Source organism: Paenibacillus sp. FSL H7-0331 (assembly GCF_001956045.1).
On the sequence record NZ_MRTH01000012.1, the window covers coordinates 86,820 to 101,766 of the forward strand.

Below are 14,947 nucleotides of genomic sequence, written 5' to 3' on the forward strand. Positions count from 1 at the left end.
CAGGTGAGTTTCTGCTCAGCAGACTCTAAGGAGGAATTTGTAATGGAGCATATGATGGGCTATAGAAGATCGGACGGAACGGTAGGTATCCGCAATCATTTATTAATCATTCCCACTGTGATTTGTGCCAATCAGGTATGCAGCCGTATCATGCAAATGGTACCTGAAACGATAGCGATTCCGCATCAGCACGGCTGCAGCCAAATCGGCGCGGATAAGGATCGGACTTTCGACATGCTGGCAGGTACAGGCAAAAATCCGAATGTAGGTGGAGTCATCATCATCAGCTTGGGCTGTGAGGTGATCGACCCTACGCAGCTGGCAGATGCGGTTCGTGCAACAGGTAAGCTGGTTGAGGTATTTGATATTCAGTCAGCCGGCGGGTCGGTTAAAGCGATTCAGCACGGTGTCGAGCTGGCGAAGAAGATGAAGCAGCAGCTGGATGCGATGGAGTCGGAACCGATTCCTTTCAGCGAGCTGATCATTGGCGTCAAATGCGGCGGTTCCGACGCAACCTCGGGCCTGGCTTCCAACCCTGCATTGGGTGCAGCGGCGGATTCCCTGATCCAGGTTGGCGGGGGTGTCGTGATCGGAGAAACTACGGAAATTATCGGAGCCGAGCACGTTCTGGCTTCCCGCTGTGCCACACCGGAAACCTCCGATATGTTGTACACCATCGTCAACCGTTTTGAAAAAGAAGTGGAGCGAATGGGCGCCGATATGCGCGGTGGCAACCCAAGCCCGGGCAACATTGCAGGAGGCTTAACGACCATTGAGGAGAAATCCCTGGGTTGTATCAGCAAATGCGGTACGGCACCTATTAAGGGTATTGTCGAATATGCCGAGACAATTCCGAAGCATGGACTGTATTTTATGGACTCCCCGGGTAATGACATTGAATGTGTATCCGGTATGGCTGCGGGTGGAGCCCATCTCGTATGCTTTACAACCGGACGCGGTACACCAACCGGCTCTGCGGTTGTGCCTGTCATCAAAATTACCGGAAACACACGGATGTTCGAGCGGATGAGTGACAATATGGATATTAATGTCGGTGACATGCTGGCAGGGACGCTGAGTCTGGAAGATGCTGGAGAAATGATTTGGGAAGAAATTAAAGCGGTAGCGAACGGCAAGCTGACGAAGGCTGAAATTCTCGGTCATACCGAATTCAGCATCAACCGTATCGGACCGAGCTTATAAGGGAGGCCTATGTAAATGGCAAGATTAGCAAATAAGGTTGCCCTGGTAACGGGTGGCAGTCGTGGAATCGGTGAAGCCGTGGCTCTGCGGTTGGCTGAAGAGGGCGCTCATGTAGCTGTCAACTATACGTCAGATCGTTCACGTTCGCTTGCGGAAAAGGTAAAAGAACAAATTCAGGCGTTAGGCGTCAAATCGATGATCGTGCAGGCGGATGTTGGTGATGGCAAACAGGTGGAAGCGATGTTCGAGCAGGTCCGTGAGGAGCTGGGCGATATTGAAATACTGGTCAATAATGCCGGAATTGCACCGTTCGAACCGTTTATGAAGCTGACTGAAGAGACATGGGATCGGACTTATGCGACGAACGTCAAATCGATTTTCCTCTGTTCTCAGCTTGCAGCCAAGACGATGGTTGAAAAGCGTTACGGTAAAATTATTAATGTGCTTTCCACGGCGAGCCTCGTGGTAACAAGTCCTGTGATTCCTCATTATCAATCGTCCAAGGCAGCCGCACATATGTTAACCAAAGGGATGGCTATCGAGTTGGGTAAGTACAACATTAATGTAAATGCAGTCGGACCAAGTACTGTGGATACCGATATGTGTACGGACTTTTTGGCGGATCCGCAAATTCGTGCCAAAGAGATTGAGGCTAATCCGATGAAGCGGCTAGGCACGTCCCGGCAAATCGGAGATGCTGTTGTATTCCTCGCTTCCGATGAAGCGATGCAGATTAATGGTCATCTGTTAATGGTTGACGGCGGATTAACAGTAAAAGCAGCTCAACCGGAAGATCATATGGAGCATTAAGATCGACGATTGTATCCACATAGAAATTTAATGAGTTGAAAGCTCTTCGGGTGTTCCCGAAGAGCTTTTTTCATATAGATAGATGATGATGAGACAAGAGAACAAATTCGAATGATTTCTCTCAAAAACATGATGAATCCAAACATCGCCGCGCGTGATCACCGTTGATAAAAACCCAGCTTACCCAACAGCGGTTCAGCAATTGAAGGATGAGAAGTTTATCATCAAACCGATGTTGGGATTCAAGTCTCCCGCAACTGCCAAGAAAACAATTGCCGTGCACATGATAAGGACAGGGCAGGTCGAATGCAATCATTCGTCTGCCGTCTCTGCAATTGAATTAATATGGCGTCCAATTTCATCAACTCATTAACTTTCTTGATTCTAAATAAAGGACCTGAATAAACTTTTTTGTGTTTTGCCGGATTAAGCTGAGAGCAGAAGTTTCATCATTTTCCAGTGCTTTCATTTTTTTGCGGATATCACTCAGGTCAAAAAACTTTGTAGAGTACTGCTCGAACTTCGGGTTCGAATAATCGATCAATCCAAGGGATGCCAAGTGGGTTAGCGCTTGATTCACTGCTCGCCGCACCCGTTGTTCGGCTGCTTTGATCTCTTTTTTCAAGTCGATCGTCGAAGCGGAGGGGCCTAATTTTTTCAAGGCAATTTGATGGTATATTTCATGAAGCTGCGGAAAGCCCTGTTCCTGTGAGTGATCGGCCTCATAACGGTATAAATAATCGAGCATCTCCAGCAAGTCTTTGCTGCCGGCTTCCCCAATCAATCCGAGATCTGATAACATATAGTTTCCGCATGTAATGATATTTTTTTCAATGGAAGAAGGATCCTTCTCCGTTAATTCGCCGCTGAAGCCGACAGCACGGAGAGATTTTTGAATATTTCGAAAGGATTGGTGGATGAGCAGCAATTCAGAAACCTTTCTAATAACAGCAATAACTTCCAAACGGTTTATGGGCTTGGTGATATAATATTCAATTCCGCAGGCATACGCCTTGACTATCATTTCCTTCGACTCCACGTGAGAAATCATAATGATTTTCCCTTCAAAGCTTCCGGATAGTTTGCGAACGGTCTCTATGCCGTCACGAATGGGCATTAGTAAATCGATAAGCATGATGTCTACTTGCTTGAGTTCGAGCAAAGTGATATCAACATGCACCCCGTCAGGAGCTTCGCCTACCACACTTCCTAAATCCCCATCCTCGATAATTTGTTCCAGCATGGAACGGATAGCCGGATCGTCATCGACAATAAAAAAACGCATCGCGCTACTCTTCCTTTCCTATTTGGCCAATCGGCAATGTGATGGTGAAAACAGTACCTGCACCTTCGGTATTGTCTTGAACTTGGACGTTTCCGAGCAAACGCTCTGTTTCCTGATTCACATAAACCAAACCGATTCCCGTTGACGGATTGCCAGCTTTATCGAATTTGGTCGTATAGCCGGGCATGAAGATTTTCTCTCGATACTTCGGCGCAATACCTGGGCCATTATCGGCGACACTGAATACAATAACATCTTTTTCTCGTTTAACCCATATTCGGATTATGCCCTGTTCCTCTAACGCTTCTACGGCATTGGCAACTAAATTATTGAACAAAGACAAAGCTGTGTACACATGACATAAAGGAAAGATCCCTTCGGTTTGCAGAGTGAATTCGATCTTCTTACCAAGTGACTGGGCATATTTCTGATTGGTACGCAGAACGATATCGGCCAATTCTTCGACCGGCATATAATCGCTTTCGTGCGAAATCAGGCTGGATAGACCCGCATATATCCGTTGATTGTCCTTTTTGATCTCATGAACCTCGCCGGCGATCCGGAGAGCTTTTTGTGCTAGATCTTCATGAAAAACATGCTGTGCATTATTTAACGATTGATACAGCTCGTAGCTGTCACGGGCGATATTTTCTGCGTTGTGCAGCGTTTTCTTCAATTGAATGGTTTCCTCGTAAAGCTCAGAAATAAGCATGAGCATCTTCTCGTTTTCTTTACGCTTCTGCTCTTCGGCCGCTTTCGACTGCCTCAGTTTGACCAAATTGAAAAAACCAAGAACGAAAAAACTCCGATAAAAAGCAATGAGAACTATCTGATTCCAGGTTGCGAAAGTGGTCGTTTGCTCTGTTGCCGAATAACGCAGCAAAAGCTCTACCAACGTCGCGGCGATTTCACATGCCACACCCAGTGCTCCAACCAGAAGTGGTCGGTTATGACGACGGTTTATTCGAACTGCCGCGAAGGCAATCGCATAGGTCAAATAGTAAAAGAATACCGGATAATGATGCTGAAAAGCAGCTCCCCAGTTCCAATGCGGTTCGAGTGCCAAGTCAAGTCCCATGCGAAAGATCGTAACCGAGCTGCCGACAAGTAATCCGGAGATAAGCGGCGAGGGAGAACGGAGCCAGAGTAGGAATAGAAAAAAGGCAGGAGTGCCCAAACTTACTCGAAAATCAGTTTGAAACGGGTAAAAATTTAATTCGCCCGCGATCGGAACCGAAATGACCATTAGTGTTAAGAGAAGGCATTTTTCTTTCAAAGCGATTTTTCAACCTCCTTTCTTAACAACTTAACAGACTTTCGACATCATTTGTATTATTCCTCCATGTCATAGATACTCCTTCTTCTTCATTATTCCAAAAACGAGATGAATAATTCGACTAAGGATGAACCAAAGAATTTTTGCTCAACATGTAGATTTATATAGATTGCTGTAGATTCCCCGTACAATAAACTCATCAAGACATTTTAAATTTTTATCAAAAGAAAGCGCTTTATATTTTATGAAAAAGGGGAATCTTATTATGAAAAAATTTGGTTTGGCTTTTCAAATCTTGTTTGGACTACTATTAGGAGTTATTGTCGGGGCTATTTTTTATGGTAACCCAACCATCGAAAGTTATTTGAAACCGGCGGGAGACATTTTCATTCGTTTGATTAAAATGATTGTTGTTCCCATAGTCGTTTCCTCTCTTATTGTCGGAGTAGCGGGAGTAGGAGATATTAAAAAGCTTGGAAGACTTGGAGGGAAAACTCTTCTTTATTTTGAAATCGTAACGACGATTGCTATTATTTTCGGCTTGGTCATAGCGAATATCTTTCAGCCTGGAGTCGGAATCAATATGGCTGGACTAGCTAAGTCAGATATTACGAAATATGTCGAAGCGACGAAAAATGTGACCAGTCACAGCTTTGCCGATACATTTGTCAATATCGTTCCGAAAAACATTTTTGAATCATTAATAGCCGGTGACATGCTGGCCATCATTTTCTTCTCTGTATTGTTTGGTTTGGGCGTTGCTGCGATTGGCGATAAAGGAAAGCCGGTTTTATCTTTTTTCCAGGGCGTTGCCGAATCGATGTTCTGGGTGACGAACCAAATTATGAAATTTGCACCGATCGGTGTATTCGGATTGATTGGCGTAACCGTATCCAAATTCGGTGTCGGCTCTTTGATTCCTTTGGGGAAATTGGTGCTTGCCGTGTATATCGGCATGTTCCTGTTTGTAGTTATCGTGTTTGGTTTGATTGCTAAGCTTTGCGGTACCAGCCTTATGGCAATTGTTCGCATATTAAAAGATGAACTCATTTTGGCTTACTCTACAGCAAGCTCCGAAACGGCACTACCAAAGATGATGGAAAAAATGGAGAAGTTCGGTGTACCGAAGGCAATCACGTCATTTGTCGTCCCTACGGGATATTCGTTTAATTTGGACGGGTCCACGTTATATCAAGCGATAGCCGCATTATTTATTGCACAAATGTATGGGATCCATATGTCGATTAGCTCTCAAATCATGTTGATGCTTGTCTTGATGCTCACTTCAAAGGGAATTGCTGGCGTGCCAGGCGCTTCGTTTGTCGTCCTGCTTGCGACACTCGGATCTGTCGGGATTCCGCTTGAAGGTCTAGCTTTTATCGCAGGTATTGATCGTATTCTGGATATGGCCCGGACAGTAGTCAATGTCATCGGCAATTCTATGGCCGCGGTGGTCATGGCTAAATGGGAAGGCCAGTACGACAAGAACAAAGGAAAGAAATATTTAGAGTCCGTCAAGCAGGCTGCGTAAGAGAATAACGAGGGGGAAACAACCATGACAACAGCTGAGCAAAGGGTGGAAAAAGATTTTCTTGGCTCTAAGGAAGTGCCGTCCGACGCCTATTATGGCATTCAAACACTGCGCGCAGTAGAAAATTTTCCAATTACCGGCTACCGTATTCACGAAGAATTGATACGTGCAATGGCAACCGTTAAACATGCGGCTGCTGCAGCGAACATGGAAATTAGGCAGTTGAATCCACAGGTTGGGCAGGCAGTTGTGCAAGCGGCACAGGAAATTATGGACGGTAAATGGCATGATCAATTTATCGTCGATCCGATACAAGGCGGAGCAGGCACGTCCATCAACATGAATACCAATGAGGTCATCGCCAACCGGGCGATCGAGATTCTCGGGGGAATCAAAGGCGATTATTTTAAAGTAAGTCCCAATTCGCATGTGAATATGGCCCAATCGACCAACGATGCTTTTCCGACGGCGATTCATATTGCAACACTTTCTTTAATTGAGAAGCTGCTAGTGACGATGGAGGAGATGCTCACAGCATTTCGTAAAAAAGCCGTGCAATTCGACGGGGTTATCAAAATGGGGCGGACGCATCTTCAGGATGGCGTGCCGATCCGACTCGGGCAGGAATTTGAGGCCTACAGCAGAGTACTCGAGCGGGATATCAAGCGGATAAAACAAACTCGCGGTCATCTGTACGAAGTCAACATGGGTGCAACAGCCGTCGGAACCGGGCTGAATGCCGATCCCCGCTACATTAAGCGTGTTGTGGAATTGCTCGCTGAGCTCAGCGGGTTGCCGCTTACCAATGCTGATCACCTGGTGGACGCAACTCAAAATACAGACGCCTATACCGAAGTGTCAGCCGCATTGAAAGTTTGCATGATCAACATGTCTAAGATTGCCAACGACTTACGATTACTCGCCTCCGGACCTCGTGCTGGGCTCGGGGAGCTGAATCTGCCTGCACGGCAACCCGGTTCGTCCATCATGCCGGGCAAGGTCAATCCGGTCATGGCTGAGGTCGTCAATCAGGTAGCGTTCCAGGTCATCGGGAATGACCACACGATTTGTCTTGCCTCCGAAGCGGGGCAGCTCGAGCTTAATGTAATGGAGCCTGTGCTCGTGTTCAATTTGCTTCAATCGCTCAGTATGATGAATCAAGCCTTCAAAGTTTTCCGTGTACATTGTTTGGAAGAAATCGAAGCGAACGTAGAGCGCTGCAAAGAGTATGTGGAGAAAAGTGTTGGGGTCATTACCGCGCTCAACCCGCATCTGGGCTATGAAGTCGTAGCGAGGATCGCGCGTGAAGCGATTCTAACGGGGCAACCAGTTCGGGAGCTATGCCTTTTATATAATGTCTTAACGGAAGAGGAGCTTCAAATTATTCTCGATCCATATGAAATGACGAACCCAGGCATCGCAGGAGCGGAGCTATTGGGCAAGTACTAAAGAGGAGCATGCAGAAAAGGTCGTAGTGAACGGTATCGGTGCAGCGGGCATCGCTTGCTCTAAGATGCTGCTCGCCGCCGGCGTGCTCTCTTAGCGTAGATTAGGCGTGACTACTTATGACTCGGACTGCAAAGAGCAGCAATGTTTGGATAACACAACGAAGGGAATTGATGAGTATGGAAGCCAAGTTGCAGCAGTTGAAAATAGGTAGGGTAAGTAATAATTTGTCCGTATCCCAGCTGGTCGAAATTGCATTAGAACGGAAGGAAGGGGTTCTTGCTTCCTCAGGAGCCTTACAAGTAAACACAGGGAAATATACCGGACGTTCCCCAAAAGATAAGTTCATTGTCCAAGAACCTTCCGTAATGGATCATATAGATTGGGGGGCTGTGAATCAACCCATCTCACAGCTTCAGTTCGAGCGGCTCTACCAAAAAGCGCAAGACTATATGTCGGATAAGGATTTGTTTGTATTCGACGGCTATGCCGGGGCGGATTCGGAGTATCGGTTACCCATTCGCATCGTGAATGAATATGCCTGGCATAATTTATTTGTCCGGCAGCTTTTTGTTCGTCCGACACAGGAAGAATTGCAAACCCATAGTGCGGAATTCACCGTGATCGCACTGCCGGGCTTAAAAGCTGATCCGGAAGTGGACGGTACGCGCTCTGAAACGTTTATTTGCCTTTCCTTTGAAAGGAAATTGGTTCTCATCGGAGGGACCGAGTATGCAGGAGAGATGAAAAAATCGATTTTTAGCGTTCTGAATTATTTGCTCCCTTTCCGGGACGTTTTTCCGATGCATTGTTCAGCTAATGTGGGCGAGAAAGACGATGTTGCTTTATTCTTCGGGTTATCCGGAACAGGAAAAACGACGCTTTCCGCTGATACAAACCGTCGTTTGATTGGGGACGATGAGCATGGTTGGACCGATCAAGGGGTCTATAACTTTGAAGGCGGATGTTATGCCAAGTGTGCCAATCTATCCGAAGAAAAGGAACCTCAAATTTGGCAGGCTATTCGTTATGGTTCGGTTCTAGAAAATGTCGTTCTGGATCCAGAGACAGGCAGAGCGGATTATAACGATACTCGGACGACAGAAAATACACGAGCCGCTTATCCAATCGATGTAATTCCTGGTGCAGTCATCCCAGGGAAGGCGGGTCATCCGAACGTCATCATTTTCTTAACAGCTGATGCTTTCGGCGTGCTGCCTCCTATTTCGAAGCTGACGAAGGAACAGGCGATGTATCACTTTTTGTCAGGGTATACTTCGAAATTGGCAGGTACCGAAAGAGGAGTAACAGAACCGGAGGCGACATTTTCCACTTGCTTTGGGGCGCCTTTCCTTCCGCTCCATCCAACTGTGTACGCAAGGCTATTGGGAGATAAAATTGAAAAGCACCAAGTTAAAGTGTATTTGGTTAATACTGGGTGGTCCGGCGGTCCCTACGGTGTAGGGAAGAGGATGAACTTAACTTTCACCCGTGCGATGGTAACCGCTGCTTTAAACGGAAGTATCGAGCAAGCGACGTTTACGGCCGATCCGATCTTTGGTGTGCTCTGTCCCGATTTCGTAGAGGGTGTTCCAAGCAATGTTCTTGTTCCCCGTCATACTTGGCAGGATCAAGATGCGTATAAGAAGGCCGCTTTGGATTTGGCTGAACGGTTTACTCGCAATTTTGAGAAATTTTCCAATATGGAAAAAGAAATTATTACTGCCGGTCCAAAATTCCAATTCTAACAGAGGAAAGCTGTTCGCCAATAGGACCATCATGAGCGGAACCTATGGTTTCGATCACTTGAACAGGTTGCTCCGTGGCTGCAGCAAAAGCAACATGTAGCTTAATGCCCGCACGTTCTCTATGAAACAATACCCAAGGGAGTCGTGGTTTTCCAAGGGTAATGGTCGTCGAATCGACAAGTAGACTTTTCATGAGGTCGTCTCTTTCAAATCAACTTCTGTGGTGGAATTGATTTTACCGAAAGAGCGTCCTTTTTTCAATTTTTAGCTTCCTGATTTTGGTTAATCAACAGGCGTGCTATGGGATGTCTTTATGGCAGAACCGCTCTTAGGGCTAATAGAAGCGGCAGGCAGCAAAGAAAGATGTCCTCGCCAACGCACCGACGTATGGGTTTAGACAAGGGTCTAGCCACAACCATGAATCAAACTTCTAGAACGTTCGACAAGATTTGATGAATTTCGTCAAGAAAGCTAATCAATTTCTAATAGTTACCTCAAACTTTTTGAAACATTTTCACGTATAGTAAGTGTATAGCTTAAGTGGAGGTGTTCTTATGAGAGACATTCAATTATTACACAAAGGAAAAGTTTATCATGGACGCATAGGATATGATCAACCAGATATGATGGAAGTTGAGACCTTAAAGCCTGTAGAATTTGCAAGAGGAGATAAAGTGTTATGCTTTGATTTCAAAAGACGTCAACCGACAAAGGTTTTATATGCATCCTCAACAAAGCTGATTCTTGCGACTGCAGAATCGGAATTGTTTAACATAGGAAAAAGACCAGAGAAAGCATATGAAGACTTTATGAATGACAATATGGAACCGATAAAAAGCTTTAAATTGAACACCTATGCGACACTTAACGATGATTTTAAAATTACAGCTGTTCGGATTTCCAATGTAAGTCAAATCGGAATTGGCCTGGAGGTCAACGATTTTTCGATCAAGCTGAACCATGTGTATGATACCAAAATATTTTGCGACGATGAGTGCATCATGCCAAAAATTATCGTTCGTTATGCCCACATTTTGGAGAGAACGATTCGTTACGGAGCCGAAATTCACCAGATCTCAGCGAGTGATTTGAATAAATTTCAATATTATGTGGCGACTCAGCAATTCAAACAGCTTATGCATGCTTAACACTTTTATAACATTTAACAAACGCTGGGGTTGATCCTGGCGTTTTTTGTTTTGGTAAAATATATTGCCGCATTTAATAACACGTGTTATATTGAATTTGAGGTGTTAATCATGATGGGTAAAAGAGTAACCAGCTTTGATGTAGCCAAGCGTGCCGGTGTATCCCGAAGTGTCGTTTCGGCTGTGTTAAACGGAACCCAGGGAATTGGGGTTGGTGAAGAAAAGCGGAAGGCTGTATTGGAAGCGATTCGCGAGTTGAACTATCAGGTCGATGCACAGGCAAGAGGGATGAAGACAGGTCTTAGCCGATGCCTGGCTGCGTATGGCAATGTGACGAATTTGCTTTTTTTGCAGGTACTTGAAGGTATGCAGGCCGCATGTGCAGGTCAGGGTTACCATGTACTGCTGTATCCGTTGGGTCCGTCGGAGCATCAGAAGCTGGAGGGATTGCTCGATTTGTACCTGCAGCGGCGGATAGATGGCATTGTCGCCCTGGACCGCCCGCATCAAGTGAGTGAATCCTGGGTGGAATTGGTGAACAGCCACAAGCTGCCTTATATATCTGTAGAAGGTTATCCCGAACATCATCAGATTACTTCGGTATTAATGGATTATTGGGAGAGTATTCATCGTGCGCTTGATTTTATTTGGGAACGAACGGGGCTGGCACCTGTATACCTCGAGCTGTATCATGAGCATATTCAGCTTGGTAGTGGGGATCGGCAGCGGCGGCAAGCCTATGAGCAATGGATGGCAGATAAGCAGTTGGAGCCTTGCATGCTATCGGCGGCGGATGGCCCATGGGAGCAGCGGCGTGAATTTTGGACAGACTGGGTTTCTGAACGCAGTAAGCCATCAGCCGTATTGACTAACTGGTCAAGAGGGGCTGTGTATGTATGCCGTGCCGCGCAGCTGCTTGGAGTTGAGGTTGGACGCGACATTCATGTGATGGCAGCCGACAATACGGAGCGGATCAATCAGCATATGTACCCGACGATTACGTCCGTAGAGGTTCCTTATGTAGAGATGGGCCGTTTGGCAGCGGAACGAATATTGGAAACGATTGGTGGTCGCAGAGCGTTTTCAGATCATAGTGATATGATGGTGTCCTCACAGCTTATAGTTAGAGATAGTGTCGGCAGCTAATTTTTTTTGAATTTTAATAACACGTGTTATATCCAATACAAGGAGTGATCTGAATGTTTTATGTTTGGGAAAAATTGAACGCCCGCGTGCTTGAGCTTGATGAATTTCGTTATAGAGATCGATTATCGATTCCAGCTTTTCAAAGCCTGGAGGATCCCGAGGGTGACATTGGTGGACGCCCCGTATTACCTTTAACGCAGTCTCCAGATACGAAGGAAATGTCATTGGGCGAATATTGGCAGGGTCGTGACCGTTATCTGTGGCTGGCAGCTGATGTGGTGGTGCCGAAGGAATGGCAGGGCAAGAAGGTGTTGGGCCGGTTTGATTTTGGTAAAACAGGAGGAAGCTCAGGTTTTGAGTCGCTGCTGTATGTGAATGGACAACCTTATCAAGGTGTCGACTCCAATCATCAGGAGGTTTTTTTCGAAGAGGCGGCGGGAGCAACCCTTGGGTTATGCTTCAGATTGTGGAGCGGTTTGGGCGGCTATAATTCCAAGGCGATTATGGAGCATCAATTGAAGCGTGCCGAGCTGTGCTGGCTGGATGAGACGGCAGATGATCTGTATTATACAGCTCGTGCAGCACTCAGTGTTGCCAAAGTGATTCATGAGCATTCACCGGAGCGGCAAACATTGCTGTCTGCGGTTGATCAGGCTTTTTTGTTAGTGGATTGGTCCCGACCGGGCTCGGATGATTTTTACGCATCGGTAAGCGCCGCGGCACAGCTGCTGAGGGCAACGGTCAAGGAGCTTCCAAAGCATCATGCCGTGACGGTCCGCTGTATCGGGCATACGCATATTGATGTGGCTTGGCTGTGGCAGCTTAAGCATACGCGGGAGAAAGCGGTGCGTTCTTTTTCGACGGTTCTGCGTTTGATGGAAAAGTTCCCGGATTATGTGTTCCTACAGACAATGCCTCAGCTGTATGAATATATCAAAACCGACTATCCGGAAGTGTATGAGCAAATCAAGGTGAGAGTCAAGGAAGGACGCTGGGAAGCTGGAGGCGGCATGTGGCTGGAAGCGGATTGCAACCTGACCTCTGGGGAGTCCTTGGTCAGACAGCTGCTCTATGGTACGCGGTTTCTTCGTGAGGAATTTGGTGCGGAATGCACTTATTTGTGGCTGCCGGATGTATTTGGCTACAGCTGGGCGCTGCCGCAGATTTTGCGAAAATCAGGGATCGATACCTTCATGACGACCAAAATTAGCTGGAATCAATATAACCGTATGCCGCATGATACTTTTCAATGGCGGGGGATTGATGGCACAGAGGTATTAACGCATTTTATTACGACACCTGATCCTGATGCAGGTGACGGCGGCTGGCTGTATACGTATAACGGAGAGGTAACAGCCAGATCAGTTAATGGGATTTGGGAAACATATCGTGACAAGGGTGTCAATCAGGAGCTGCTGTTGGCCTATGGATATGGAGACGGTGGTGGTGGCGTTAATAGAGAAATGCTGGAGCTGCGCCGCAGGCTTGCTGAATTGCCAGGTATTCCGCAAGTAACCACAGGTCGTGTTGATGATTATTTCACCGAACTGCACCAAACGATAGGGGAAACAAAGGAGTATGTGCATACGTGGGATGGAGAGCTGTATCTGGAGCTGCATCGTGGTACTTATACGAGCCAGGCATATAACAAGCTGATGAATCGTAAGCTGGAATTGCTTGCCCGCGAAGCGGAATGGCTGGCCGTTATCGGCAGCTTAATCCAAGGAAATTGGAATCCTTATGCAAAGGAAAAAATCGACGAGGCCTGGAAAATTGTGCTTCGGAATCAGTTTCATGATATTATTCCAGGCTCTTCGATTAAAGAGGTTTATGAGGATTCGACGCTAGAATATGCAGAAGCAGAGAAGCTGCTGCAGCTCGCATGCGACCAAGCCGAGGAAGCGCTAATTGTCACGTCTGCTGCCACTAACTCAGCCAATACAGCAAGCACATCGCAAGCTTCTGAAGACAAAGCGGTATATACGGTATGGAACAGCGCAGGCTGGGAAAGAACAGGTCTGGTGCAAGTGAGGTACGATGGTTTCCTGGCTGCTAACCGCCATGTGGAATGGACGGATGCGCAGGGTCATGCCCTCATTGCACAGCAGGATGCTGCCGGATGGTGGGTGCAGTTGAACGGAATCGCCTCCATGGGTTATTCGACGATTTACGCTGTATCCAATAATCTTATTAATAGTGAGCCTATCACGGATTCGCACCCAGAAGTGTTCACTTCATTGCCCAATGGGATTGAAACGCCTCATTACGTACTGACATGGAATGAACAAGGGCAATTGACTTCGATTTGGGACAAAATGGCACAGCGTGAAGTGTTGGCGGAGGGCTTCAGCGGCAACGTGCTGCAGGTGTTTGAGGATAAACCGAAAAGCAGACATGAGGCTTGGGATATTGATATTTATTACCAGGAGAAGAAGGAAGAAATTACTCATTTAACTTCAGCTATCATTAGCGAAATCGGACCACTTCGTGCTGTAGTGACGTTTAAATGGACCTACAAGGATTCTTCCATCGTGCAGCAAATGGTTCTTTATCGCGATTCACGCCGAATTGATTTTGTGAATGAAATCGATTGGCATGAGCAGCGCAAGCTGTTAAAAGCTGCATTCCCGGTTGAGGTACGTTCGACGGAAGCGACCTTTGATATTCAATATGGGAATGTGAAACGGCCAACACATTGGAACACTAGCTGGGATTATGCACGCTTTGAGGTTGTCGGGCACCAATGGGCTGATTTATCGGAGCGCGGTTATGGAGTAAGTCTGCTCAACGATTGCAAATACGGCTACGATATTAAGGACAATGTGATGCGGCTGACACTGATCAAATCGGCAATGATTCCCGATGATCAGGCAGACCAAGGGCATCATGCTTTCACTTACTCCTTGCTGCCGCATGCGGGAGATTGGATTGAAGGCGGAACGGCTGTTGAGGCTTGGGATTTGAACGCCCCAATGTCGAGCAAACCGGGTGCTTCTGATGCGCCTGCATCGTTATTCAGGTTAACAGGCGGATACGTGCATGTAGATGCCGTTAAAAAATCCGAGGACGATGGTCGCGTTGTACTGCGCTTCCACGAGTTTGGAGGACAGCGCGGAACGATTGAATTGAACAGTGATTACACGATTCGCGGCTGGCAGGAATGCGACTTGATGGAGCGGCCGATTGGTGAATCGTCGAACACCTCCGTTATTCGTCTGGCTATTAAACCTTATGAGATCAAGACACTGCTGATTGATGTTGTCAAAGGCTAACTCTAACTCTAGATCGACATATAAGCAGCACTGCAACGACAGCCTGACTTCCAATTTGCTTGGACGTCAGGCTTTTTTTGCG

11 protein-coding genes are annotated in these 14,947 nt (G+C 46.7%); 8 read left to right on the forward strand and 3 right to left on the reverse strand.

All coding sequences use genetic code 11. The features are described from left to right. The first annotated feature begins 42 nt into the window (after positions 1-42). Both BK127_RS19030 and BK127_RS19035 read left to right on the forward strand, forming a co-directional pair. Positions 43-1,203 (forward strand): UxaA family hydrolase, encoded by a 1,161-nt coding sequence (locus tag BK127_RS19030; protein ID WP_076233086.1) that lies wholly within the window; start codon positions 43-45, stop codon positions 1,201-1,203. A 15-nt stretch (positions 1,204-1,218) separates the two neighbouring features. Further along, positions 1,219-2,013 (forward strand): SDR family NAD(P)-dependent oxidoreductase, encoded by a 795-nt coding sequence (locus BK127_RS19035; protein WP_076233087.1) that lies wholly within the window; start codon positions 1,219-1,221, stop codon positions 2,011-2,013. Between the two features lie 361 nt (positions 2,014-2,374). Here the strand turns inward: BK127_RS19035 and BK127_RS19040 are convergent, their stop codons facing one another. Continuing rightward, the gene (locus BK127_RS19040) at positions 2,375-3,298 is read right to left on the reverse strand and encodes a response regulator (RefSeq protein ID WP_076233088.1); all 924 of its coding nucleotides are present in this window, start codon (positions 3,296-3,298) and stop codon (positions 2,375-2,377) included. Positions 3,299-3,302: 4 nt separating this feature from the next. Beyond that, positions 3,303-4,574 carry a sensor histidine kinase gene (locus tag BK127_RS19045; RefSeq protein ID WP_076233089.1) on the reverse strand — a complete coding sequence of 424 codons (1,272 nt, stop codon included), beginning with the start codon at positions 4,572-4,574 and terminating at the stop codon, positions 3,303-3,305. 265 nt (positions 4,575-4,839) lie between these two features. Between BK127_RS19045 and BK127_RS19050 the strand changes: the two genes are divergently transcribed. The 3 genes from BK127_RS19050 (at position 4,840) to pckA (ending at position 9,299) form a co-directional block, all read left to right on the forward strand. Then, on the forward strand, positions 4,840-6,105 hold the full coding sequence (locus tag BK127_RS19050; protein ID WP_076233090.1) for a cation:dicarboxylate symporter family transporter: 1,266 nt from the start codon (positions 4,840-4,842) through the stop codon (positions 6,103-6,105). A 24-nt stretch (positions 6,106-6,129) separates the two neighbouring features. Next, the gene (gene aspA, locus BK127_RS19055; protein ID WP_076233091.1) at positions 6,130-7,554 is read left to right on the forward strand and encodes an aspartate ammonia-lyase; all 1,425 of its coding nucleotides are present in this window, start codon (positions 6,130-6,132) and stop codon (positions 7,552-7,554) included. 176 nt (positions 7,555-7,730) lie between these two features. Then, positions 7,731-9,299 carry a phosphoenolpyruvate carboxykinase (ATP) gene (gene pckA / locus BK127_RS19060; protein ID WP_076233225.1) on the forward strand — a complete coding sequence of 523 codons (1,569 nt, stop codon included), beginning with the start codon at positions 7,731-7,733 and terminating at the stop codon, positions 9,297-9,299. On the opposite strand, the gene BK127_RS19065 is transcribed toward pckA, so the two are convergent. Next, positions 9,271-9,492, reverse strand: coding sequence for a hypothetical protein (locus BK127_RS19065; RefSeq protein WP_076233092.1), 222 nt, complete (start codon positions 9,490-9,492; stop codon positions 9,271-9,273). The two genes, pckA and BK127_RS19065, sit on opposite strands and share 29 nt — an antisense overlap. 361 nt (positions 9,493-9,853) lie before the next feature. Here BK127_RS19065 and BK127_RS19070 point away from each other — a divergent pair, with 361 nt between their 5' ends. From BK127_RS19070 to BK127_RS19080, 3 genes are all read left to right on the forward strand, one after another. After that, positions 9,854-10,447 (forward strand): PilZ domain-containing protein, encoded by a 594-nt coding sequence (locus BK127_RS19070; RefSeq protein ID WP_076233093.1) that lies wholly within the window; start codon positions 9,854-9,856, stop codon positions 10,445-10,447. Between the two features lie 114 nt (positions 10,448-10,561). Continuing rightward, entirely contained in the window at positions 10,562-11,593 is a 1,032-nt protein-coding gene (locus tag BK127_RS19075) for a LacI family DNA-binding transcriptional regulator (protein WP_076233094.1), read from the forward strand. Positions 11,594-11,646: 53 nt separating this feature from the next. Continuing rightward, entirely contained in the window at positions 11,647-14,865 is a 3,219-nt protein-coding gene (locus BK127_RS19080; RefSeq protein WP_076233095.1) for an alpha-mannosidase, read from the forward strand. Positions 14,866-14,947: the final 82 nt, after the last annotated feature.